This is a genomic window from Undibacterium sp. WLHG33 (assembly GCF_049544815.1).
In the GTDB taxonomy this organism is placed as follows: Bacteria; Pseudomonadota; Gammaproteobacteria; order Burkholderiales; family Burkholderiaceae_D; genus Undibacterium.
In genome coordinates, this window is the sequence record NZ_CP186697.1 from 1,672,839 (window position 1) to 1,694,917 (window position 22,079).

Genomic DNA, 22,079 nt, shown 5'->3' on the forward strand with positions numbered 1-22,079 from the left:
GTATGTAATAAGCTGCGTAATAAGCTTAATGCACGGAGCGATTTCGCGTAGAATTCCACCCAATATTAATCGGGCAGGAGATTTTGCATGAGTATCAAATCAGATAAATGGATACGCCGCATGGCGGAGTCGATGAATATGATCGAGCCGTTTGAGGCTGGTCAGGTACGTGAACGCGATGGTCAGCGTATCGTCAGCTACGGCACTTCATCGTATGGCTACGATATTCGTTGCGCCGACGAATTCAAAATCTTCACCAATATCAACAGCACCATCGTCGATCCGAAAAATTTCGATGAAAAATCATTTGTCGATTTCAAAGGCGATGTCTGCATTATTCCGCCGAACTCTTTTGCGCTGGCAAGAACCATGGAATATTTCCGTATTCCGCGTAATGTACTGACGATTTGCCTCGGTAAATCAACCTACGCGCGCTGTGGGATTATCGTTAACGTGACGCCGTTTGAGCCTGAATGGGAAGGTTATGTGACGCTGGAATTTTCTAACACGACACCGTTGCCAGCCAAGATTTATGCCGGCGAAGGTTGTGCGCAGGTCTTGTTTTTCGAAAGCGACGAAGTCTGTGAGACTTCATATAAAGATCGTGGCGGCAAATATCAGGGGCAGTATGGCGTGACCTTGCCGAAAACCTGATGCGCTAAATTTCAGATTGTTGCAGGTAAGAAAACGGATGGCGAATTTGCCGTCCGTTTTTATTTGCTGACGCATTTTTCTCGTGCTTTAATCCATTTCGGCGAGTGTCTGATGCACGAATGCCGACAGAATCAATCGGGATTGCGGTGTCAGGTTAATGAACTCAAAACCGAGGCGGAATTCGTCGCCTGTTTCCGTGGCGGCCACTGAGCGCAGTATCACGTCCAGTACCAGATATTCATCGTTACCGGCGGCATTCACTTTGAATTTGATGACACCTGTATCGCCTTTTTTTCCTATGGATTTTTTCAATATCCCGGAGGTTCCCCCCATGCTGATATCTCCCAGCGTGGCGGCGGCAGTCTGCTCCGGATGGCCGATCGTGATGGATGCAATGATCCTGACCGTTGCCCTTGCACCCTGACGGATGGTTGTCGAGCGGACTTGTTTCGGATAGCTCAGATGCAGATAAGAAAAGGGTGTGTAGACATATTTGATCAGGTTGGCAGTGAATGCATAGGCTTTTTTACCTGGGAATGCGCGGATGATAAAAGCTTGTCCTTCCCGTATTGATGCAGCTCTTCCGTCGATCGTCGGTGCCGTGACGAGCAGTGATTTATTTTTCACATAGCCTATCAGTCTGACCGTGTAACGGGTCGCTGCCTGATCGTGAGTTTGCAGATGAAACACTTCGCCGACTGCCCAGCGTACGCTGTCGAGCTCAACGATGCTTTCCTTATTGAGCTCGGCAGGCTTTGATGTCGTATCCGGTGTGGTTTTGGTGCTGAGTTGCTCGAGGCTGGGTAGTTTTGACGGAATACTGTCCCACAAATGATTCGCATCACAGTAGCCGACTTCTAACAGATGATTCAGCTGCTGCTGATCCGTGACATGGACGCCTGATTTAAACAGTATCTGACCTGCCTCATTGTATATGGGCCAGTGAATGGTCTGACCAACACTAACGTCGGCGTGTTTCAGAGACATTAATCCTTGGATTTCACCCATCTGTTTTTTCCATCAATTGGCCGCAGCGCATTGTTATTCACTTGTTGACGGCAGGCTGACCAGAGATCAGGGCTTCCGACTGTTTTTTTACTGCCAGACCGTACAGTTATTCCGGTGTTGCATGATTGTTTGTAACAATAAAACAAGCGCCTGAAAATTGAAAGATTTTCAGGCGCTTTTGCTGTTGTATCAGAATCGGAGTGAGGCTTATTTGGTGTTTTCTGCGCCAAGTTTCACGCAGTCAACAAAGTAACCGAGTTTGCCATCCATCTCTGCTTTGACCAGTCCATGGCAATCTGTTTCAAAACCCGGGAAACGCTCATTGAAGTCGCGGACGAAACGCAGATAATCAACGATGGTGCGGTTGAAACGCTCGCCCGGAATCAGCAGCGGAATACCCGGTGGATACGGTGTCAGCAGAATCGCGGTGACACGTCCTTCCAGTTCATCGATGGAGACGCGTTCAATTTCCCGGTGCGCCATCATCGCAAACGCATCGGATGGTTTCATCGCCGGTTGCATATCAGACAGATACATTTCCGTGGTCAGACGGGCGACATCATGACCTTTGTAGGCTTCATGAATACCTTGGCAAAGGTCTTTGAGTCCGGCACCTTCATAGCGTGGATTTGCTGCCGCAAACTCAGGCAAAATGCGCCAGATAGGCTGGTTTTTGTCGTAGTCATCTTTGAATTGCTGCAATGCTGTCAGCAATGTGTTCCAGCGGCCTTTGGTAATGCCGATGGTAAACATGATGAAGAAGGAATACAGTCCGCATTTTTCAACAATGACGCCGTGTTCCGCCAGATACTTGGTCACGATGGACGCCGGGATACCGGTGTCGCCAAATTTACCTTCCAGCGACAAGCCCGGGGTGACAATGGTTGCCTTGATCGGATCGAGCATGTTGAAGCCCGATGCGAGGTTGCCGAAACCATGCCAGTTGTCTTCCGCACGGATCACCCAGTCTTCACGTGAGCCTATACCGTCGTCTGCAAATTCTTCCGGTCCCCATACCTGGAACCACCAGTCTTTGCCCCATTCCTGATCGACTTTACGCATCGCACGGCGGAAATCCAGTGCTTCCAGAATCGACTCTTCTACCAGTGCAGTGCCGCCCGGTGCTTCCATCATGGCTGCAGCGACGTCGCATGAGGCGATGATGGAATATTGCGGCGAGGTTGATGTATGCATCAGGTAAGCTTCATTGAAGCTGTCGCGATCCAGTTTAACGGTTTGCGATTCGCGCACCAGAATTTGCGATGCCTGAGAAATCCCTGCCAGCAATTTGTGTGTCGATTGCGTAGAGAAAATCATCGATTGCTTAGCGCGTGGCCTGTCTTTGCCTATCGCATGCATGTCTTTGTAGAACTCATGGAAGGTCGCATGTGGCAACCAGGCTTCGTCGAAATGCAGCGTGTCGATTTCGCCATCCAGCAAGTCTTTCAGCACTTCAACGTTGTACAGCACACCATCGTAAGTCGATTGTGTGATGGTCAGAATACGTGGCTTCTTATTTTTAGCTTCGCGTGCAAACGGGTTCGCCTCGATTTTGCGACGTATGCTTTCCATGCTGAATTCTTCCAGCGGAATCGGGCCAATAATGCCAAGGTGATTACGGGTCGGCATCAGGAAGACCGGAATTGCGCCGCACATAATAATCGAATGCAAAATCGATTTATGGCAGTTGCGGTCAACGACCACGATGTCGCCGGGCGCGACAGTGGAATGCCATACCATCTTGTTCGAGGTCGAGGTGCCGTTAGTGACGAAGTAGCAGTGATCAGCATTGAAAATGCGTGCGGCATTCCTTTCAGAAGCAGCCACCGGGCCGGTATGATCGAGCAACTGACCGAGTTCTTCCACCGCGTTACAGACGTCTGCACGCAGCATGTTTTCACCAAAAAACTGATGAAACATCTGGCCGATCGGTGATTTTAAAAACGCTACGCCGCCGGAGTGACCCGGGCAGTGCCACGAATATGAACCATCATTCGCATAATGCACCAGCGCGCGGAAGAATGGTGGCGCCAGACTATCCAGATACGATTTTGCTTCACGGATGATGTGGCGCGCGACGAATTCGGGCGTGTCTTCAAACATATGAATGAAGCCATGTAATTCGCGCAGAATATCATTCGGAATATGGCGCGACGTGCGGGTCTCGCCGTACAGATAAATCGGGATATCCGCATTTTTGTAGCGGATTTCTTCGACGAAGGCGCGCAGCGATTTCAGCGCGTAATCGGTTTCTTCGTCAGTACCGCCGCCAAATTCTTCATCATCAATCGAGAGTATGAAGGCAGACGCGCGCGATTGCTGTTGCGCAAACTGGGATAAATCGCCATAGCTGGTCACACCCAGCACTTCCATGCCCTCAGTTTCGATCGCATCGGCGAGCGCGCGAATGCCGAGACCTGAGGTGTTTTCAGAACGGAAGTCTTCGTCAATGATGACGATGGGGAAGCGGAATTTCATTGAGGTCTCCAAAAAAGCCTGGTACTGGGGAGACGCCTGGGCAAGTTAAATCAACCGCTTGCGCGCCGAAAAATTCAAAGAAGCGAATTCTCTCAGATATGTGGTCCGTTATGTGAAAAAAAACAGTGATTTTAAGCAATCGGAGTGTAATTTCACGGGATTGTCATTTACTGCGGAATATCGCTATTTTTTGATGTTAAAAAAGCTAATTGAGGCGCGTTTTCCTGATTAAAAACGCTATATAAAAACAAAAAAGTGAGTACCGCTGCCGATACTCACTTTCGCGGTCAGCATGCGTATGACTCAGAAGCGATAACTTGCCGCAGAGAAGACGGTGACCGGTGTTTTGTCAAAAACGAACGGACTTTTCGCTGCATCGCCAGACAAGCGGCTGATGGAGGCGCCGGTCGTCAGCGACCAGTTGGTATCGATAGTCCAGTGCCAGCTCGCACCAAGGCGGACATCGGTGATACCGGCGGAAGGCGTGAATTGCGCATAACCGCTGGCAGCCGACTGACGTGCATTCACGCCGAAATAGGATTGTGCATAATGACTATTAGCCCAGTTTGCACCGATGCTGGCTGAGATCCGGTGATCTTTGTTGAGCGCGGTTGTTGCACGGGCACCGAGGCTGACTTGCAAGCCATTATGATCGACGCCGGAACCATAGCGTAACGACGACACCAGAGAATAATTCGGATTGAACGAGTAATTCAGGAATGCGCCGGGTTCCAGCGCGGTGCTGACGTCGCCGAGTCCACGCAATTTGCCAGAACGGGATTCGTCACGCGCAGCTTCCAGCGACATGCGCAGGCCATATTGCAAGCTGGCGTTTTTAGAGAAGTTATAGCCCAGGCCGTTGAATGCGCTGAAAAACGCGCCATTTTTCCATTGTGCGTCGAACAGGGGATAAGCGGCAACGCGGTGTTCATCGGAACCTTTGTATTTAGGGATGAACAATACGGCACCGCCGAGGGAAAAGTTCACATCTTTCGCTAAATACGCTTCAGGAACCAGATTGACGAATTCCGCTGTCTGCGCCTGCGCTGAACAGGCACTGACCAGTAAAATAAGACTGATAAGTTTTTTCATTCTGATCTCTCAATATTAAATATGAAACCAGGCGAGCCCGGCAAGCGCTACACCAATACCGGCCACACCATACGATGCATATTGCAACCATTTCTTTTTAGTCAGTAATGTGATGGCGGCCAGCGAAATAGCAATCTGCACCGCCGTCATTGCCTGCGCCCAGCGATGGTGCTGATGCAAGGCGTTTTCTGATTTTTCTTCCCATTCTTTCGATTCAGCTTCGAGTTTTTCCGCGTCTTTCTTGATTGCTTCTTTCTCGCTTTCGTAACGGGCTACCTTGACTTTGTATTTTTCTGCGTCGGCACCGGGCAATACCATGGCGAGTTCAGCCAGATTTTGCTTACTCGATTTTGACTGATAAAAATTCCATTGGTTCGCTGCTTCAGTCTTTTTGATCGCTGCTTCATTTTTAAACATGGCTGCGTCATTTTGTGTAGCGCCACCTTCGTAACCAAACAAGGCGCCGACGGTTGCCATAATCGCGGTCATGACCGCAATACGGCTGGCAAAATCATCGTTACCATGCGCTGCATGCTCTAATTCATGGTCATGTGGGCCGTGTACGTGAAAGCCGTGTCCTGACATCGTGTTTCCCTTTAAATTTTTTCGTATGTAACGAATGCGTAATGTAATTGTTTTTGTTCTGAAAAATGCTCTTCGCGTTGCGTTTCTTTCCATACCTCTGGCGCTATCGCCGGAAAGAAAGCGTCGCAGGCAAATGCCTGGCCGATTTCGGTGACGATCAATTTATCGGCGAGCGGTAATGCCTGCTGATAAATTTGCGCACCGCCGATGATGAAAGCATCCTGACCATGTGTTGCCGCCTGTGCCGCCTCTATCGAAGGATAGGTTTCTACTCCTTCATGCTGCCACGCCGGATTGCGGCTGATGACGATATTACGCCGGTTCGGCAGTGGTCGCCCGATGGACTCAAAAGTCTTGCGTCCCATAATAATCGGATGACCGCTGGTTGTCCGTTTGAAATGTGCCAGATCTTCCGGCAAATGCCAGGGTAGGGCGTTATTGATGCCTATGCCTGACTGGCTATCCGTGGCGACGATAATGGTCATGGATGACATGCTGATGACTTTCGTTTCTTTTTTTACACCGCAACCGGTGCTTTGATATGCGGATGGAATTCGTAGTTGCGGAATTCGAAATCCTCAAACTTGTAATCGAAAATCGATGCTGGCTGGCGCTGAATGACCAGCTGCGGCAACGGTAGCGGCGCACGCGATAATTGCAAATCAACCTGTTCCATGTGATTTGAATACAAGTGGCAATCACCGCCGGTCCAGATAAAGTCGCCAACACCAAGACCTGTTTGCTGCGCAATCATGTGCGTCAGCAGGGCATACGAGGCGATATTAAACGGCACCCCGAGGAAAATATCGGCGCTGCGCTGATAAAGCTGACAAGACAGTTTGCCGTCGGCGACATAAAACTGAAACAGCGCATGGCAAGGCGGCAGTTTCATTTGTGGAATATCGGCCACATTCCATGCCGAAACGACTAAACGACGCGAGTCAGGATTGCTTTTGATTTGCTCGATCAGCTGCTGGATTTGATCGATATGCTGGCCGTCCGGCGTGGGCCAGTTGCGCCATTGCGAGCCATAGACAGGCCCGAGATCGCCATTCTCATCGGCCCAGTCGTCCCATATAGAAACGCCATTGTCTTTGAGATACTTGATATTGGTGGACCCGGCCAGGAACCAGATCAGCTCATGAACGATGGATTTCAGATGCAGTTTTTTTGTCGTGACCAGCGGAAAACCCTCATTCAGGTCAAAACGCATCTGATAGCCGAAAACGGACACAGTGCCGGTACCGGTACGGTCAGTTTTTTTTGTTCCGTGATCGCGTACGTGACGCATGAATTCGAGGTATTGACGCATAGAAATGGGGTAAAACTGTACGAAATGAGGCAGCAGTATACATCAGGCGGGCATCTGCCTGCAGGCGTCGTTGTGTGAACAATAGTATTTGTTGCACTGCATACGATACGGCAAGTGTTGCGCTGCGGGAAAAACGAGTATTTTTGATACTCCCTCTATAAATTAGCAAAACCGGCTGAATCTCAGCATCAGCATTGGGGTTTTTTATATACTGGGGGGAGTATTTTTAAGCCGGATTAACTCTCTGTCAGCAGCGGATCGTTAGAATGATTATCGCCCGGTGCGACCAGCGGTAATCTGATTTCAAAGCGGGAACCCTGATCCGGTTTGCTCGAGACATGAATCGTGCCGCCAAGTACATTGGTGATAATGTTAAACGTGATGCTCAGGCCAAGACCGCTGCCGCCCTGACCAAACTTGGTGGTGAAAAACGGCTCAAAGATGCGGTTGATAATTTCTGGTGGTATGCCCTTGCCATCATCGGTGAAGATGATGAGGACGAATTCACCTTGTTTGACTGCAGTACAGTGCATAACGCCGTGGCTACGACCTTCTAACCCGTGGATGACGGAGTTATTGACGAGATTATTGAAGACTTGTCCCAGTAAGCCCGGATAACTATTGAGCTCGATATCGTCAGGAATATCCAGCTCCAGTGTGAATGGTGTTTTGCGCAGACTGGAATGCAGCAATGCAGATAATTCCTGCAGTGTGACTTTCAGGCCAAAAGTACGTCGTTGCGCGCTCGACTGATCGACTGCGACCTGCTTGAAATCACCGACCAGATGCGCGGATTGCTGTAAGCCGCGCAATAACAGTTTGGATGAATCCAGTGCGGTGGTCGCATAACGGGTCAGGTCGGAACGTCTGATTTGATTATCTTCCACCATTTTCAGCAACTGACGGGTTTCTTCTTCGAGTGTGCTGGCGACCAGCAGACAGTTGCCCAGCGGTGTATTCAGCTCATGCGCGACCCCGGCGACCATGGAACCCAGTGCTGCCATGCGTTCTACCCGCGCCAGCTCAGATTGCGCGGTGTTAACGTTGTGCAGCGCAGCTTCAAGGTTGCGGTTAACCGATTCCAGTTCTTGCGTTCTTTGCCGTACTTTGGATTCCAGCGTGCCTGAGTATTCCAGTAATTGCTGGTTTTTGATTTCGAGTTCGCCAAAGGAGCGTTTAAGCGCCTGACGGGTCATTTCCAGACTGTTCGCGAGGTGACCTAACTCATCTTCGCGATTGAGGTTGATCGGTGCATTCAGTTCGCCATTGGCGAGGCGGTCAGACTCATCCATCAGTAAGCGCACTGGTTTGACCAGACGCCATTGCAATACCATCAGAATAAAGACGATTGCCAGAAACAGTGAGAGCACGGCGGTTGTCACATAACGGCGGAAGTCAGAACGCAGGCTTTCGCGCAGTAAATCTTCAGCAAGTGTCAGTTTGACTTCACCGATGACCTGGCCGCCGTGCTTGATCTCACGAACCATGCTGGTGAATGGTCCCACCTGGTTTTGCATGTGAACGTCATTTTTAATGAATTCTTTGCGGTCTGGCAGGGTGATGACTTCGATCTTCGCAACGCGCGGATCGGAATAAACAACTTCGCTCGAAATATTCGCGATTTCCGGTGTGATTTGCCATAACGGTTCGCTCAGAATCACAGACAAAATATCAACCAGACGCTTGTGATCTTCGTTATTGCGAATCCTTGCCGCGTTTTCTATCGTGCTCAGATGGTAAGGAACGAGAATGGCTGCGGGAACTGCGACACCGAAGATGACCGCGAGGATAATAGCAAGGCGTAGGGTGATGCGGCTGCGGATGGAAGAAAGAAAGTTTCGAAACCGCATTACTATGTCCTTGAACGTCACAGTTGTGTGGAATGCCGGGGGGATCAGTTGTACTGGTTGCGAACTGATCCTGAGCACAATGTCAGACGAGTCAACCGGGCGACCGGAGATGCAGGATGCTGCATCGGCAAATCGGTAGACAATCAGGAAATATTAAGAGGTTTTTTGTTTTTGAGCAAGATATGCATGTGATTGTTTGTGCAATCCACATGCATTGCGTTGAGATAGCAACAAATAGCTTTTTTATTTGGCTTCTTCTATCCAGGCGGCCTGGATTGCTTCGAGAACTTTTTCTCCGCCACGCGCGTGATCGTCGTCAAACTCTGCAAGATCGACGATGCGGTTATGCAGGTCAGTGAAGCTTAAGCTCAGGGGATTAACATCCGGATATTGATCGTATAAAGCTTCGGCGATGCGATGTATTTCAGACCATTTCATGGTGGCCACCTTGTTCAGTGATTTTCGCGGGCGTGATTGATCGTGTATTTCGGAATCTCTATCGTGATGTTCTGCTTGCCCAGTTTCACCTGACAAGACAGACGGGAAGTAGCTTCCAGTCCCCATGCGGCATCGAGTAAATCTTCTTCATCGTCAGACGAGGCATTCAGTGACTGGAAGCCTTCGCGTATGACCACGTGGCATGTGGTGCAGGCGCATGACATTTCACATGCGTGTTCGATTTCAACATCGTTTTCAACCAGGGCTTCACACAGGGATTTACCTTCCGGTACTTCGATCACGGTACCTTCGGGGCAAAGTTGAGGGTGGGGCAGAACGGTAATTTGTGGCATGTCAGTCTCAGTATTAGTCAGTGTTGGCCAGTGGCGATGCGGCGGAAATCAGGCGATCTCGTCAAGTGTTTTTCCAGCCAGGGCAGAGCGTACGCTCTGATCCATGCGGCGTGCCGCAAACTCTTCGGTACCGTGCGCCAGATCGGTAATCGCGTTATGTAAAGCCTGGTGGTCGTCTTGCTGTGCCAGATGTTTTACTTGTTGCATCAGTTGCGAGATAGCATCGTATTCAGCGTCTGAAATCAGATGACGATCGGCTTCTAATGCCGATTGGGTTGCCAGCAAAATTCTTTCTGCCTCGACCTGCTCTTCGCGCAACGCCCGTTGCTGCATATCTTTATCTGCGGAACTGAATGAATCCTGCAACATGCGTGTGATGTCGTCATCGGCCAAGCCATACGACGGTTTGACGGTAATGCTGGCCTCAACGCCGGAGCGCAATTCGCGTGCAGAAACTGAAAGTAATCCGTCGGCGTCTACCTGATATGTGATGCGGATACGTGCGGCACCTGCCGCCATTGGCGGAATGCCACGCAATTCAAAACGCGCCAGTGAGCGGCAGTCGCTGACCAGTTCACGTTCGCCTTGCACGACATGGATCGCCATTGCCGTCTGGCCATCTTTGAATGTCGTGAATTCTTGTGCGCGGGCACAGGGAATGGTGGAATTACGTGGAATAACTTTTTCTGCAAGTCCACCCATGGTTTCCACGCCCAGCGACAGCGGAATCACGTCCAGCAGCAGCCAGTCATCACCGGGTGCGCGATTGCCGGCCAGCAGATTAGCCTGTATTGCTGCACCGAGAGCAACGACTTTATCCGGATCGATATTTGCCAGCGGCATCGTATGGAAAAATTCACCGACTGCTTTACGTACATGCGGCATACGTGTCGCACCGCCGACTAGTACCACGCCATCGATGTCATCCGCCGACAAACCTGCATCGCGTAAGGCTTTGCGGCAAGGTGTAATGGTTTTCAGCACCAGATTCTGCGTCATCTCTGCGAACTGCGCGGCGCTGATCTGCAGATGTACGCTTTCGCCTGAATTCAGTTTTGCGTCGATATACGTGCTGGTCTTGCTGGATAAAATTTCTTTGGCTTCGCGCGCCTTGATCATCAGCGTGCTGGTATCTTCGTCAGATAACGGGGCCAGTTGCGATTCCTGCAAAATCCAGCAAAACAGCCTATGATCAAAGTCATCGCCGCCGAGAGCAGAATCGCCGCCGGTCGATAAAACTTCAAATACGCCTTTGCTCATTTTCAGTATCGAAATATCGAAAGTCCCGCCGCCCAGATCATAGACTGCGTAAGTGCCTTCCGATGCATTATCCAGACCGTATGCAATCGCAGCGGCGGTTGGCTCATTCAGCAATCGCAATACATTGAGACCAGCGAGTTTGGCGGCGTCTTTGGTTGCCTGCCGTTGCGCATCATCAAAGTAAGCAGGAACGGTAATGACAGCACCGACCAGATCGTCGCCCAGTACATCTTCGGCTTGCTGACGCAGTGTGGCGAGAATCTGCGCGGATACTTCGACCGGACTTTTAATGCCGGCGATCGTGTTGATCTGCACCATGCCCGGGGCATCGAAAAAATCGTAAGGCAGACTCTCAGCGTGAGCGATATCTTTCAGACCGCGGCCCATAAACCGTTTGACGGAGACAATCGTATTTTTCGGATCGTTACTTTGTTCTGCCTGTGCTTTAAAGCCGATATGTGCATGACCGTTAGGAAGATAACGGACGACAGACGGAAGCAAAGGGCGTCCTTCTTCATCATTCAATACTTCGGGAATACTGTTGCGTACAGTCGCGACCAGAGAGTTAGTCGTACCAAGATCAATTCCGACTGCCAGACGGTGCTGGTGCGGAGCTGTGGACATGCCGGGTTCGGAAATCTGCAGTAAAGCCATGGTGTTATCTACGTGGATGGCAAGCCATCAGATGGGCGCAGTCATGCGCGGGGTTATTCGGATTCAGTCTTCCAGCGCTGCAATGTCGGTGATGAATTTTTCCAGGAACATGCAGGTGCGTATGTGCAGCGTTGCAGCCTTGTAGTCCTGCGCGTCAAGCGCTGAGCCAACTTGTTGTAATTCTGATTTCAGTGCGCCATGTAATTCATTTTCAAGTGCCATCAGGGCACTGATGTCGTTGGCATGACGCGCATCTTCAAACGCTTCGCGCCATTCCATTTGTTGCATCAGGAAGGCGGGAGGCATACTCGTATTCGATTCTGTCTGCAAATCTATCCCCTGTAACTGACAGAGGTAGCTTGCGCGTTTCAGAGGCTTTTTCAGCGTTTGATAAGCCTCGTTGGCGCGTGTTGCCCATTGCATTGCGACACGTTTTTCTGTTTCACTGGCTTGCACAAACTTGTCCGGATGAACGGTGTTCTGGACTTCGCGGTAAGCGCGGTCGAGTTGTGCGCTATCCAGTGCGAACTGTTGAGGCAGGTGAAACAGCTCAAAATGATTTTGCATGCTGAACCTTAAATCCGGAAGCTTTCGCCGCAACCACATTCATCCTTGACATTCGGATTGTAAAACTTGAAGCCTTCATTCAGACCTTCGCGAGCGAAGTCGAGTTCGGTACCGTCGATGTAAGGCAGGCTTTTCGGATCGACAAATACTTTGACGCCATGAGATTCGAAAATCTGATCATCACTACCGACTTCATCCACATATTCAAGTTTGTATGCCATACCTGAACAGCCGGTCGTGCGTACGCCAAAGCGCAGGCCTATGCCTTTGCCGCGACGCTCCATATAGCGGGAAACGTGTTTTGCTGCTTTTTCTGTCAGTGTGATTGCCATGGTATTTCCAATCTCTACGGCAGCATCGCTGCCGTATTTTTAGTCAAGCCTGATGCTGCCTTGTTGATACTGATTGATACGTATTGCGGATCTGCTTATTGTGCGCCGTGCTTGTTTTTGTAATCCAGCACTGCTGCTTTGATCGCATCTTCCGCCAGAATGGAACAATGGATTTTGACCGGCGGCAAAGCAAGTTCTTCTGCAATCGCGGTATTTTTAATTTCCAGTGCCTGATCCAGCGTTTTGCCTTTCACCCATTCAGTAACGAGCGAAGAAGAGGCAATCGCAGAGCCGCAGCCATAGGTTTTAAATTTTGCATCTTCAATCACGCCATCCGCGCCGACTTTAATTTGGAGTTTCATGACGTCGCCGCAGGCAGGTGCGCCAACCATACCGGTACCAACGGTTTCGTCGCCTTTTTCAAAAGCGCCGACGTTGCGTGGATTTTCGTAATGATCTAAAACTTTATCTGAGTATGCCATGATGATGCTCCTGAATTTTTTACTATCTGTTTTTCTGGTGAACCATATCACCAGAATCCGGATATGTTAATGAACGTGCTGCCTTAGTGTGCTGCCCACTGAATTGTCGAGATATCGATGCCTTCTTTATACATATCCCACAGTGGTGATAATTCGCGCAGCTTTTCTACTTTGGTTTTCAGCAGATTGATCGCGAAATCAATGTCTTCTTCAGTAGTGAAGCGGCCGATCGTAAAGCGTATCGAGCTGTGTGCAAGTTCATCGCTGCGACCAAGTGCGCGTAATACATACGATGGCTCCAGACTTGCGGAAGTGCATGCGGAACCGGATGAAACAGCGATGTCTTTAACCGCCATGATCAGGGATTCGCCTTCAACATAGTTGAAGCTGACGTTCAGATTATGCGGTACACGGTGCGCCATATCGCCATTGACATAGGTTTCCTCGATTTCATTGAGACCTTTGGCCAGTCGATCACGCATCGCACGCACATGTGTGAGTTCACTTTGCATTTCTTCTTTCGCGATACGGAAAGCTTCACCCATGCCTACGCATTGGTGCGGTGCCAGTGTGCCGGAACGGAAGCCGCGTTCATGGCCGCCACCATGCATTTGCGCTTCAAGACGCACACGCGGTTTGCGGCGGATGTACAGCGCGCCTATGCCTTTTGGGCCGTAAGTCTTATGGGCAGAAAAAGAGACCAGGTCGACTTTGACTTTTTCCAGATCGATCTCTACTTTACCGGTCGCTTGTGCTGCATCTGAATGAAAAACGATGCCTTTTTCGCGGCACAGTTCACCGATTTCAGCAATCGGCTGAACCACACCGATTTCATTATTCACCCACATCACCGAGACCAGAATCGTGTCTGGGCGGATGGCTGCTTTTAATTGCTCAAGCGTGATCAGACCATTGTCCTGTGGTTGCAGATAGGTTGCTTCAAAACCCTGGCGTTCCAGTTCGCGCACTGTATCGAGCACGGCTTTGTGCTCGGTTTTCACCGTAATAATGTGCTTGCCTTTGGCTTTATAGAAATGCGCTGCACCTTTTAAAGCGAGGTTGTTACTTTCCGTCGCGCCGGATGTCCAGATGATTTCGCGTGGATCAGCATTGACCAGTGCTGCAACATTGGCACGTGCTTCTTCCACTGCGGCTTCTGCATCCCAGCCATACATATGACTGCGTGATGCTGGGTTACCGAATTGCGCGCGCAAAAACGGAATCATCTTGTCAGCGACACGCGGATCAACCGGCGTCGTTGCCGAGTAATCCATGTAAATCGGAAAGTGTGGTGTTTTCAGCGTGTCGATCAGACTTTGTTCCAGAGGGGCATTCATTCAAGACTCCAAATATTCAAGTGGCAGTGTGATTGGCATGCGGCTGACGCATAACAATGACCTGGTTTTCCGAGATTTTCTGTTTTTGCTGATTGACCAGATCCTGCAGGGAAACTGAGTCAAGATAGTCGACCATTTTAGCGTTCAGCGTCGCCCATAAATCATGCGTCATGCAGTGCAGGCCATTTTCATGATCGCTACCATGACAACTGCCTTTGCCGCCGCATTGCGTGGCATCGAGCGGTTCATCAACGGCAATGATGATGTCTGCGACCGTGACTTGTTGGGCTTTGCGGGCCAGGTTATAGCCGCCGCCGGGGCCGCGTACTGATTCGACGATTTCATGCCGACGCAGTTTGCCAAACAGTTGTTCGAGATACGACAGGGAAATATCCTGACGTTGGCTGATACCGGCGAGCGTGACAGGACCCTTGTCCTGACGCAATGCCAGATCAATCATTGCCGTAACGGCAAAACGTCCTTTAGTAGTGAGGCGCATACGCTAGCTCCTGGTGCCTGAGACAGAAATTCCTGAATGCCCTGAGTTGTTGAGCATTTTGATCAAGTATAGCAAACTTGAGTAATTCTGTCAGGCAAGGGCTTTTTTTCCGATGGCGGGGAAGGTGCAGCGGGTGTCACGGCTTGCCGCGAATGTCAGCGCAGATCAGGATTGCAGAAATAGCTGTTCAACTTTTTCGCGTGCCCACGGCGTTTTGCGTAAAAATGTCAGGCTCGATTTTACACTCGGATCAGAAGTGAAGCAGCGCACCGGGATTTTTTGCCCTAATACTTCCCAGCCGTACTGATCAACCAGACGGTGAAGAATTTGCTCTAAGGTAATGCCGTCGAGACTGCGTTTTTCCATGATATGTGCCAATATTTATGCTAATAAAGGGGAGTATGAGTGATTTTACGGCGAATGTCCGCGTAAAGTCTGGGCTCTTAAATATACTCACCCCAGTATATTCAGCTGGTTGAAGTTGTTTGTACCTCTCTTTGACCTCATAGCGGCTGTCGTTGAGCGGTGCTACGACGCCGCCACCGTGTCTGCTGACACGAATAAAAAAGCCCCGGCAAAGTAGCCGGGGCAGAAGGCTGGAGGCAAACCCTGATTCAGATATCGAAGCTGATTCCCTGCGCCAGCGGCAGCGAGTTGCTGTAATTAAAGGTATTGGTAGCGCGGCGCATATAGGCTTTCCATGCATCCGAACCGGATTCGCGACCACCGCCGGTATCTTTTTCGCCGCCAAAAGCCCCGCCGATTTCTGCGCCTGACGGGCCGATATTCACATTCGCGATACCGCAATCGCTGCCAGCTGCAGAGACGAAGGTTTCGGCTTCACGCATGTCGGTGGTGAAAATCGCGGAGGATAAACCTTGCGGAACCGCGTTATTCCATTCGATCGCCTGTGCCAGATCGTGGTAGCGGACGATGTACAGAATAGGCGCGAAGGTTTCGTGATGCATGGCTGTCGTCTGTGCCGGCATTTCTACGATTGCCGGGCGCACGTAATAGCCGGCTTCGCAGCCGGACACAGTAACGCGTTCGCCGCCAAACACTTTTCCATGTTCAGTCGAGGCAGTTGCCAGCGCAGTTTGCATTGCGTCAAACGCTGCCTGGTCAATCAAAGGGCCGACCAAGGTGGTTTTTTCTAGCGGTGAGCCGACAGGCAGGCCGGCATAAATTTTCTGCAGGCGCGGCACCAGTGTGTCGTAGATGCTGTCATGCACGAACAGGCGGCGCAGGGTGGTGCAGCGTTGTCCGGCCGTACCCACCGCTGAGAAAGTGATCGCACGTACCGCCATTTCCAGATCGGCGCTGGGCGCGACGATCATGGCGTTGTTGCCGCCGAGCTCCAGTATGCTGCGTGCGAGTCGCTGTGCGCATACGGCGGCGACCTGTTTTCCCATGCGTGTGCTGCCGGTGGCGCTGACGAGTTTGATGCGTGGATCGGCGACCATGCTGGCACCGGCATCACGACCGCCGATAATCAGTTCGGCTAAACCTTCGGGTGCATCGCTGCCGAATCTGGCAACGGCCTTCATGAATAAAGCATGGGTGGCAATCGCGGTCAGCGGCGTTTTTTCTGATGGTTTCCAGATCACGCTGTCCCCGCAAACAAAGGCCAGCGCGGCATTCCATGCCCAGACGGCAACCGGGAAGTTAAATGCCGAAATTACGCCGACTACGCCCAGCGGCAGCCATTGTTCCATCATCCTGTGTCCCGGACGTTCCGAGGCGATGGTCAAGCCGTAAAGTTGACGTGAGAGCCCGACAGCGAAATCGCAGATATCGATCATTTCCTGCACTTCGCCCAGACCTTCCTGCAAAATTTTTCCAGCTTCGAGCGTGACGATTTTACCCAGCGCTTCTTTGTGCGTGCGTAACTCGTCACCAAACAGGCGCACCAGTTCACCGCGGCGTGGTGCCGGCACTTGTCGCCATTGCTGAAATGCCGCATGTGCGCGGCTGATGCGGGCATCGATCTGCGCAGCGGAGTCGGCAGTCAGACTGGCGAGCGGCGTGCCATCGACAGGGGAAATGCTGTGCAGTTCTGTTCCCTGATAATGGCGGAGATCAACTCCCATGCTATTGAGTAAGGTGTGAAGTGTCGCGTTGTCCATAATCATGATTGCTCATTTTGGGGGAAGCGGGTCTTCTTGTGGATGACCCGCTTCGGTTAAAAATAATAACGTCACAGCAGAACGGCAGCCTGCCGGAGATCAGACAGCGTAATACTGACCAAAACGGTTACTTAGGAAATCAGATAACTTCGTTTGCTCTTGTCGCACCAGCCCGCGTTGTGGCAGCTTGCCGCTGACCACCAGATCCACCATCGCGCAGATGCCGGAAGCGGTTGTTAATTGTATGGCAGACAGCAACTGACCATTTACATTCTGAGCATAGATTTTTTTCGCGTACGATTCTTGTTCGAGTCGGCCAGCGCGCATACCGACCACGCTGACGAATACCAGCACCACGTCTTGCTTGGTCATAGGAATGGACGTTTCCAGCACGTCTTTCAGTATCGGGCGGCGTTCGATTTTCCCGAGTTCCAGATCACGGATCAGCATTTTGACGATGTCGCGATGGCCTGGGTAGCGCACGGTTTTGTAATTCAGATTTTGTACCTTGCCCTCCAGACTTTCGCAGAGTGTGCCGAGGCCGCCGGAAGTGTTAAAGGCTTCATAGTCGATGCCATCGAGTGAAAAATGTTCGATTTCTTCGAGTGCGGCGGTTTCACGTAGCTGGCCATCGACGATCGCTTCACAAGGATTGCAGTATTCGTTGATCAGACCGTCAGTGCTCCAGGTCAGGTTGTATTTGAGTGCATTGTTCGGAAATGTCGGCAGGGCACCGACGCGCATGCTGACATCACGCAGGGTGTCGAAACGCTGAGCGACATCGTTGGCAACGATAGAGATAAAGCCCGGTGCCAGACCACATTGCGGCACAAATGCCGAATGTGCTCCCTCGGCCAGTTGCTTGACGATGCGTGTGCTTTCCACATCTTCGGTCAGATCGAAATAATGCGAATTTGCCTCGCGCGCAGCACCGGCAATAATGGGCGTCAGAAAATAGGGACAAGCGGACAGCGTTACCTGATGGCCGCGTATCAGTTCAGTCACCGCAGCTTTGTCGCTCAGATCGGCCTGCACGATACGGGTGTGTGGAAATGCGGCCTGTTCTACGTACTTCAACCGTTGTGGGTCGCGGTCTGCCACCGTGATTTCGTAGTCGCCAGTGTGCGACAACAGGTTCAGAATTGCGTCGCCGATTTTACCTGCGCCGAGCAGGATGAGTTTGCTTGTCATGATGTTCTCCAAAACCTGATGGATGTTGTAAAAAGGTGCTGGAGCAAGTGTAGATGTAAATTTTGTCAGATAATAGCAGGTGAAATATCGTCAAAATGTAGTTAAATAATTCAATATGACGATATGTAAAAACAAAATGACGATATGAAACCTGCGCTCGATGAGATTGATCAGAAAATACTTGCCTTGCTGATGGATGATGCACGCACGCCGGTGACGACGATTGCCCGGCAGGTGGCGATTGCCCGTACGACCGTTATTGCCAGAATCGCGGCATTAGAAAAACGCGGCATCATCGAGGGCTACGGCGTCAGGCTCAGTCATACGATGCGCCAGCCTGCAGTCAGGGCGTATGTGGGAATGTCGGTTGAGGCGAAGTACGCACCATTGCTGATTCGTCATTTGCAGCAATTGCCGGAAACCGAAACCTTGTGTGCGGTTAGCGGAGCAATTGACTACATGCTGACTTTGCGCTGCGATACAACAGAAACGCTGGATCGTTTGCTGGATCAGATCGGTGCAATGGATGGGGTGCGGCAGACTTCGACTTCAGTCATCCTTAGTAAAAGAATAGACCGCGCTGCTTTATGATACTGCTGGAGACGAGATACTCCCGGTGAGTATGCTTAAAGAGTCCACGCCGTTACTTGAGTCCGGCGCGATGGCATAGGGGAGTATCTTACGAAATCAGGGCTTGTTCAGGAATTGCTGGACGCTTTAATCTGCGCTTTTTTATCGTAAGCACCGGTTTTTTTCGCGACGTTATTGTCTGAAAAATGGGTGTTCGACTGCTGCAGGATTTGCAAATGTACCGATGCGCGATCAACGCCACCACGATCAAGCTGTGTCTGAACTTGCGCACTTGCGCTGGCAGAGGCAGATTCCTGAGCGACGTCAACGGTGTTTCTGTCTTGCGGATTCTGCGGAATTGTCATGGATGTCATGGCCAACACGTTGCTGCAAAAGACAGTACCAGCCAGCATGGTGGCTGAAAGCAAACTCAGGAGTAGCGGTTTTTTTGACATGATTACCTGCTGATATGTGAATGCTGCAAACGAAAGTAAATGCAACTATAAGGTAAGTGTTGTGACTTGCCAAACAATTTAGTGTAAATTTTTTTTCAGATCGTCAGTTTATTTGCTGATTCAGACCAGCAAGGCTGGTTTTTTATACATTTTTGTTTTTGCTTGCTGAAGGTTCCGGTCCTGACGGTCAAATGCCAGTTTTTCTTCGGCTGTCAGACGTTTTCCTGTAATTTCCACGGTGTGTACAGTGGATGCGGATTGCGCAAGGTCGAAAGCGATCTTCTGTTGCTCCGTCATTCTCTGGGCTGTTATTGTAACGACAGGAATCAGTGGGTCGTTGATGGCTGTTTGCTGGAATGCTGTTGTCAATGCGATGGCTGCGGCAAATCCAGCGATGCTGAAGATGCTTAATTGTGAAGTTGTCAGTGATTTCATGGTTGCTCTCCGGTTGTTTGATTGGTGTTGCGATGGTTGTACTGTAAATAACGCTCCAACATATCGCCAGCGAGATGCGATGAAATGCAGAAAGCCGGGAATAAAGCTAAAAAAACAAGGACTGAAATGCGATGCATCAAGTACAACTTTGATGAACAGAGAGTAAGAATGACATTTTCCCGGAGGCGATATGCCTGAATTCAGAAGTATTTGTCTGTGCTTGATACTGAGTGCATTGTTGCCCGCAGTGGTGCAGGCGCAGTCCTGGGGCAGCTATCCGGCAATGCCGCCAGCGGTGGTGGAGGCAGTTCAGGCGGTGAAAGATCAGGCTCACCATGAAGCACCAGATCCTTTTCGTCTGTTTGAGCAAACGGAGCATGCGCAGATCAAGGACTGGCTGCAACGACAGAATGCGCTGACTGACAATGTCATTACACGTATTGACGGCCGGGAATCCTTACTGGCGCGTTTGCGGGGGCAGATGTTGTCTGAAGTGCCGAGCGTTCCTGTTGCCGGGAAGGCCGCTGTGATTGGGGATATAGAAACCACTGACAGCAGGATCTATGTTCAGACGGGTGCAGATCAGCGCAGCCGCGTGCTTATTCAAAACAGAGTCGTTGGCGCTGAGCGGGTCTTGTTTCTGACTGGAGACAATGAGCATATACAGCGCCTGTTACCCGCGCCCGACATGAGCAAACTGGGCGTGCTGACACAAATCAATCGTCATGGTCGCACAGAATGGTCACTCAGTCTTATCCAGATCAGTGACGGTCAGTTATTGGATGATCGCATTACGCCGGCTGATGATGCTGAAAATAATGCGTTCTGGAAAGCGGATAGCAAGGCAGTTTTTTATACCCGCTATGCTGATCGCCAGAACAATGGAATTCAGCAGGGAAAGATCGAAATGGCGCAGCACATCATCGGCGAGCCGGTGCGCATTGATAAAGTGGTCGTCGGTGCTGGTATGGCAAAACCTGTCCGCTTGTCGTCTGACGACACTGTGCGCATGAAAATCGTACCGGACGCGGCGCTGGTATTCGTTGAAGTGACGCACGCGAACGGCAAAGCAAAAAGCTACTTTTACGCAAAACAAAGTGATGTGACTGGTGTTGGCACAGCCTGGAAATTGTTTGCGGCGCCTGCGGATAAAATCGAGAGTCTGGCGTTCGCCGGTGACGCAATCTATCTGTTATCGCGTAAGAAAACGATTAATGGCAGTCTGTTAAAAGTCGATTTAAAAACGCTGAAGCTGAGTCAGGCAAAGCCATTGGTGAAAGATGGAGCCGCGATCTTGCATGAATTATTCGCAGTAAAAGACGCGTTGTATTGGCATGCAAGTGAAGCGGGAGTGAGTCAATTGCTGAAAGCTGACGCGAATAGCGGGAACATCAGCGCTATCGTTTTGCCTTTGCGGGGACAAGTCAGTGAAATATCGTTGGAGCCCGCCTCTGGTCAGCTTTCCTTTATTCTGCAGTCTGCCAGTGTTGCACCAGCCAGATATCGCCTTGGTAAAGACAGACAGCTTGTTTCAGTCTTGCCCGCAGGAACGGCAGCGCAGCCAACTGCCGATATTCTGAGTAAAACTTTCTATTTGGCCGCAGCCAATGGTGAGCGTATTCCTTTAACACTGATTTATCACGCTGGCCTGGAAATGGATGGCAGTCATCCTGCGTTACTGGTGACCGACTATGCGACGCCGCCAATCTTTGCCCCCGGGTTTGATGCAGGCAGAATGGCGTGGCTGGAGCAGGGCGGTATTGTGGCGATCGTGCAAATGCGTGACGCTACAAATGGCAGTGATGGCAAGCAATCCAAATCAGTGAAATATCCTTTGTCGGGGAACATGCATGCACAAAGTGCAAATGTGATTCTGGCGGCAGAGTATCTGGTCAGGGAAGGCTATACCTCGCCCGAAAAACTGACAGCGGAGGAGGTAGATTCCGCGAAAGATGCTGTGATGAAAGCGGCCTTGCGCCGTCCGGATTTGTTCGCAGCAGTGCATGTGCACAATGTCCGTAGTGAGGCTTTGCCAGCCACAGATCAGAAAAATACTCCGAAAAAAAATCGCACGACTAATGCTGACACCGTATTCGCGTTTGATGAATTGCGTTCTGGCGTGGCCTATCCTGCGATGCTGATATCCGCGGATGTCACTGATGCTACCGCGCCACTGTGGATGTCTGCCAAATTAGCCGCTGGTATGCAAATACTGAGTACCAATAAAAATCGCCCGGTATTCCTACGCACTTCCGGCAAGAAGCCGGGGGCTGATGAATTGTCAGTGTCGGCTGAACGCGCCGACGCGTGGGCGTTTCTGTTGTGGCAGGCCGGAGTCAGGAAGTTTTCTTTTGGTGCCGGGAAATAAGCGGACAGCGACAACTTTGCTATCCGCTTACTG

The 22,079-nt window shown here is 50.8% G+C and carries 23 protein-coding genes; 3 read left to right on the forward strand and 20 right to left on the reverse strand.

Annotated elements, in window-relative coordinates:
* Positions 1–87: 87 nt before the first annotated feature.
* Positions 88–654, forward strand: coding sequence for a dCTP deaminase (gene dcd, locus ACOTSW_RS07635; RefSeq protein WP_423681975.1), 567 nt, complete (start codon positions 88–90; stop codon positions 652–654).
* An 87-nt stretch (positions 655–741) separates the two neighbouring features.
* On the opposite strand, the gene ACOTSW_RS07640 is transcribed toward dcd, so the two are convergent.
* The 18 genes from ACOTSW_RS07640 to ACOTSW_RS07725 form a co-directional block, all read right to left on the reverse strand.
* Positions 742–1,662 (reverse strand): flagellar brake protein, encoded by a 921-nt coding sequence (locus ACOTSW_RS07640; protein WP_423681977.1) that lies wholly within the window; start codon positions 1,660–1,662, stop codon positions 742–744.
* Between the two features lie 207 nt (positions 1,663–1,869).
* The gene (locus ACOTSW_RS07645; RefSeq protein WP_423681978.1) at positions 1,870–4,140 is read right to left on the reverse strand and encodes an Orn/Lys/Arg decarboxylase N-terminal domain-containing protein; all 2,271 of its coding nucleotides are present in this window, start codon (positions 4,138–4,140) and stop codon (positions 1,870–1,872) included.
* A 303-nt stretch (positions 4,141–4,443) separates the two neighbouring features.
* The gene (locus tag ACOTSW_RS07650) at positions 4,444–5,232 is read right to left on the reverse strand and encodes a MipA/OmpV family protein (protein ID WP_423681980.1); all 789 of its coding nucleotides are present in this window, start codon (positions 5,230–5,232) and stop codon (positions 4,444–4,446) included.
* Positions 5,233–5,247: 15 nt separating this feature from the next.
* On the reverse strand, positions 5,248–5,817 hold the full coding sequence (locus tag ACOTSW_RS07655; protein ID WP_423681982.1) for a DUF4337 domain-containing protein: 570 nt from the start codon (positions 5,815–5,817) through the stop codon (positions 5,248–5,250).
* A gap of 11 nt (positions 5,818–5,828) precedes the next feature.
* Positions 5,829–6,311, reverse strand: coding sequence for a dihydrofolate reductase (locus tag ACOTSW_RS07660; RefSeq protein WP_423681983.1), 483 nt, complete (start codon positions 6,309–6,311; stop codon positions 5,829–5,831).
* A 23-nt stretch (positions 6,312–6,334) separates the two neighbouring features.
* A complete protein-coding gene (locus ACOTSW_RS07665; RefSeq protein ID WP_423681984.1) occupies positions 6,335–7,129 on the reverse strand; it encodes a thymidylate synthase in 795 nt (264 codons plus the stop codon).
* A 236-nt stretch (positions 7,130–7,365) separates the two neighbouring features.
* Positions 7,366–8,979, reverse strand: coding sequence for a sensor histidine kinase (locus ACOTSW_RS07670; RefSeq protein ID WP_423681986.1), 1,614 nt, complete (start codon positions 8,977–8,979; stop codon positions 7,366–7,368).
* Positions 8,980–9,222: 243 nt separating this feature from the next.
* Complete coding sequence (gene iscX / locus ACOTSW_RS07675; protein WP_423681987.1) at positions 9,223–9,417, reverse strand: Fe-S cluster assembly protein IscX; 195 nt, start codon at positions 9,415–9,417, stop codon at positions 9,223–9,225.
* A gap of 14 nt (positions 9,418–9,431) precedes the next feature.
* Entirely contained in the window at positions 9,432–9,770 is a 339-nt protein-coding gene (gene fdx / locus ACOTSW_RS07680; protein WP_423681988.1) for an ISC system 2Fe-2S type ferredoxin, read from the reverse strand.
* A gap of 48 nt (positions 9,771–9,818) precedes the next feature.
* Positions 9,819–11,684 carry a Fe-S protein assembly chaperone HscA gene (hscA, locus tag ACOTSW_RS07685; RefSeq protein ID WP_423681990.1) on the reverse strand — a complete coding sequence of 622 codons (1,866 nt, stop codon included), beginning with the start codon at positions 11,682–11,684 and terminating at the stop codon, positions 9,819–9,821.
* A 63-nt stretch (positions 11,685–11,747) separates the two neighbouring features.
* Positions 11,748–12,251: a Fe-S protein assembly co-chaperone HscB gene (hscB, locus tag ACOTSW_RS07690; RefSeq protein WP_423681992.1), complete on the reverse strand. Its 504-nt coding sequence runs from the start codon at positions 12,249–12,251 to the stop codon at positions 11,748–11,750.
* An 8-nt stretch (positions 12,252–12,259) separates the two neighbouring features.
* Positions 12,260–12,583, reverse strand: coding sequence for an iron-sulfur cluster assembly protein IscA (gene iscA / locus ACOTSW_RS07695; protein WP_423681993.1), 324 nt, complete (start codon positions 12,581–12,583; stop codon positions 12,260–12,262).
* Positions 12,584–12,678: 95 nt separating this feature from the next.
* Positions 12,679–13,065, reverse strand: a complete 387-nt coding sequence (gene iscU, locus ACOTSW_RS07700) for a Fe-S cluster assembly scaffold IscU (RefSeq protein WP_423681994.1) — start codon at positions 13,063–13,065, stop codon at positions 12,679–12,681.
* A gap of 83 nt (positions 13,066–13,148) precedes the next feature.
* On the reverse strand, positions 13,149–14,402 hold the full coding sequence (locus ACOTSW_RS07705) for an IscS subfamily cysteine desulfurase (protein WP_423681995.1): 1,254 nt from the start codon (positions 14,400–14,402) through the stop codon (positions 13,149–13,151).
* Between the two features lie 16 nt (positions 14,403–14,418).
* On the reverse strand, positions 14,419–14,901 hold the full coding sequence (gene iscR / locus ACOTSW_RS07710) for a Fe-S cluster assembly transcriptional regulator IscR (protein ID WP_423681996.1): 483 nt from the start codon (positions 14,899–14,901) through the stop codon (positions 14,419–14,421).
* 165 nt (positions 14,902–15,066) lie between these two features.
* Complete coding sequence (locus tag ACOTSW_RS07715) at positions 15,067–15,267, reverse strand: VF530 family DNA-binding protein (protein ID WP_423681997.1); 201 nt, start codon at positions 15,265–15,267, stop codon at positions 15,067–15,069.
* 248 nt (positions 15,268–15,515) lie between these two features.
* Complete coding sequence (locus ACOTSW_RS07720; protein ID WP_423682275.1) at positions 15,516–17,027, reverse strand: aldehyde dehydrogenase family protein; 1,512 nt, start codon at positions 17,025–17,027, stop codon at positions 15,516–15,518.
* A 99-nt stretch (positions 17,028–17,126) separates the two neighbouring features.
* The gene (locus ACOTSW_RS07725; protein WP_186883593.1) at positions 17,127–18,218 is read right to left on the reverse strand and encodes a saccharopine dehydrogenase family protein; all 1,092 of its coding nucleotides are present in this window, start codon (positions 18,216–18,218) and stop codon (positions 17,127–17,129) included.
* A gap of 144 nt (positions 18,219–18,362) precedes the next feature.
* On the opposite strand from ACOTSW_RS07725, the gene ACOTSW_RS07730 reads away from it, so the two are divergent.
* A complete protein-coding gene (locus tag ACOTSW_RS07730; protein WP_423681999.1) occupies positions 18,363–18,809 on the forward strand; it encodes an Lrp/AsnC family transcriptional regulator in 447 nt (148 codons plus the stop codon).
* A gap of 107 nt (positions 18,810–18,916) precedes the next feature.
* Here the strand turns inward: ACOTSW_RS07730 and ACOTSW_RS07735 are convergent, their stop codons facing one another.
* Together ACOTSW_RS07735 and ACOTSW_RS07740 are read right to left on the reverse strand one after the other, a co-directional pair.
* Positions 18,917–19,243 (reverse strand): hypothetical protein, encoded by a 327-nt coding sequence (locus ACOTSW_RS07735; RefSeq protein WP_423682001.1) that lies wholly within the window; start codon positions 19,241–19,243, stop codon positions 18,917–18,919.
* Between the two features lie 120 nt (positions 19,244–19,363).
* On the reverse strand, positions 19,364–19,678 hold the full coding sequence (locus ACOTSW_RS07740) for a hypothetical protein (protein WP_423682002.1): 315 nt from the start codon (positions 19,676–19,678) through the stop codon (positions 19,364–19,366).
* 190 nt (positions 19,679–19,868) lie between these two features.
* On the opposite strand from ACOTSW_RS07740, the gene ACOTSW_RS07745 reads away from it, so the two are divergent.
* Positions 19,869–22,046 (forward strand): hypothetical protein, encoded by a 2,178-nt coding sequence (locus ACOTSW_RS07745; RefSeq protein ID WP_423682003.1) that lies wholly within the window; start codon positions 19,869–19,871, stop codon positions 22,044–22,046.
* Positions 22,047–22,079: the final 33 nt, after the last annotated feature.

What these genes read in the sequence shown, in the direction of transcription:
- ACOTSW_RS07705 (WP_423681995.1), bottom strand. Translation starts at nt 14,402, where the DNA reads ATGAATGCCCCTCTGGAACAAAGTCTGATCGACACGCTGAAAACACCA.
- ACOTSW_RS07715 (WP_423681997.1), bottom strand. Translation starts at nt 15,267, where the DNA reads ATGGAAAAACGCAGTCTCGACGGCATTACCTTAGAGCAAATTCTTCAC.
- ACOTSW_RS07665 (WP_423681984.1), bottom strand. Translation starts at nt 7,129, where the DNA reads ATGCGTCAATACCTCGAATTCATGCGTCACGTACGCGATCACGGAACA.
- ACOTSW_RS07660 (WP_423681983.1), bottom strand. Translation starts at nt 6,311, where the DNA reads ATGTCATCCATGACCATTATCGTCGCCACGGATAGCCAGTCAGGCATA.
- dcd (WP_423681975.1), top strand. Translation starts at nt 88, where the DNA reads ATGAGTATCAAATCAGATAAATGGATACGCCGCATGGCGGAGTCGATG.
- ACOTSW_RS07650 (WP_423681980.1), bottom strand. Translation starts at nt 5,232, where the DNA reads ATGAAAAAACTTATCAGTCTTATTTTACTGGTCAGTGCCTGTTCAGCG.
- iscU (WP_423681994.1), bottom strand. Translation starts at nt 13,065, where the DNA reads ATGGCATACTCAGATAAAGTTTTAGATCATTACGAAAATCCACGCAAC.
- ACOTSW_RS07740 (WP_423682002.1), bottom strand. Translation starts at nt 19,678, where the DNA reads ATGAAATCACTGACAACTTCACAATTAAGCATCTTCAGCATCGCTGGA.
- ACOTSW_RS07725 (WP_186883593.1), bottom strand. Translation starts at nt 18,218, where the DNA reads ATGACAAGCAAACTCATCCTGCTCGGCGCAGGTAAAATCGGCGACGCA.
- ACOTSW_RS07735 (WP_423682001.1), bottom strand. Translation starts at nt 19,243, where the DNA reads ATGTCAAAAAAACCGCTACTCCTGAGTTTGCTTTCAGCCACCATGCTG.
- ACOTSW_RS07655 (WP_423681982.1), bottom strand. Translation starts at nt 5,817, where the DNA reads ATGTCAGGACACGGCTTTCACGTACACGGCCCACATGACCATGAATTA.
- ACOTSW_RS07730 (WP_423681999.1), top strand. Translation starts at nt 18,363, where the DNA reads ATGAAACCTGCGCTCGATGAGATTGATCAGAAAATACTTGCCTTGCTG.
- fdx (WP_423681988.1), bottom strand. Translation starts at nt 9,770, where the DNA reads ATGCCACAAATTACCGTTCTGCCCCACCCTCAACTTTGCCCCGAAGGT.
- ACOTSW_RS07720 (WP_423682275.1), bottom strand. Translation starts at nt 17,027, where the DNA reads ATGGACAACGCGACACTTCACACCTTACTCAATAGCATGGGAGTTGAT.
- ACOTSW_RS07745 (WP_423682003.1), top strand. Translation starts at nt 19,869, where the DNA reads ATGCCTGAATTCAGAAGTATTTGTCTGTGCTTGATACTGAGTGCATTG.
- ACOTSW_RS07670 (WP_423681986.1), bottom strand. Translation starts at nt 8,979, where the DNA reads ATGCGGTTTCGAAACTTTCTTTCTTCCATCCGCAGCCGCATCACCCTA.
- ACOTSW_RS07645 (WP_423681978.1), bottom strand. Translation starts at nt 4,140, where the DNA reads ATGAAATTCCGCTTCCCCATCGTCATCATTGACGAAGACTTCCGTTCT.
- ACOTSW_RS07640 (WP_423681977.1), bottom strand. Translation starts at nt 1,662, where the DNA reads ATGGGTGAAATCCAAGGATTAATGTCTCTGAAACACGCCGACGTTAGT.
- iscR (WP_423681996.1), bottom strand. Translation starts at nt 14,901, where the DNA reads ATGCGCCTCACTACTAAAGGACGTTTTGCCGTTACGGCAATGATTGAT.
- hscB (WP_423681992.1), bottom strand. Translation starts at nt 12,251, where the DNA reads ATGCAAAATCATTTTGAGCTGTTTCACCTGCCTCAACAGTTCGCACTG.
- iscA (WP_423681993.1), bottom strand. Translation starts at nt 12,583, where the DNA reads ATGGCAATCACACTGACAGAAAAAGCAGCAAAACACGTTTCCCGCTAT.
- iscX (WP_423681987.1), bottom strand. Translation starts at nt 9,417, where the DNA reads ATGAAATGGTCTGAAATACATCGCATCGCCGAAGCTTTATACGATCAA.
- hscA (WP_423681990.1), bottom strand. Translation starts at nt 11,684, where the DNA reads ATGGCTTTACTGCAGATTTCCGAACCCGGCATGTCCACAGCTCCGCAC.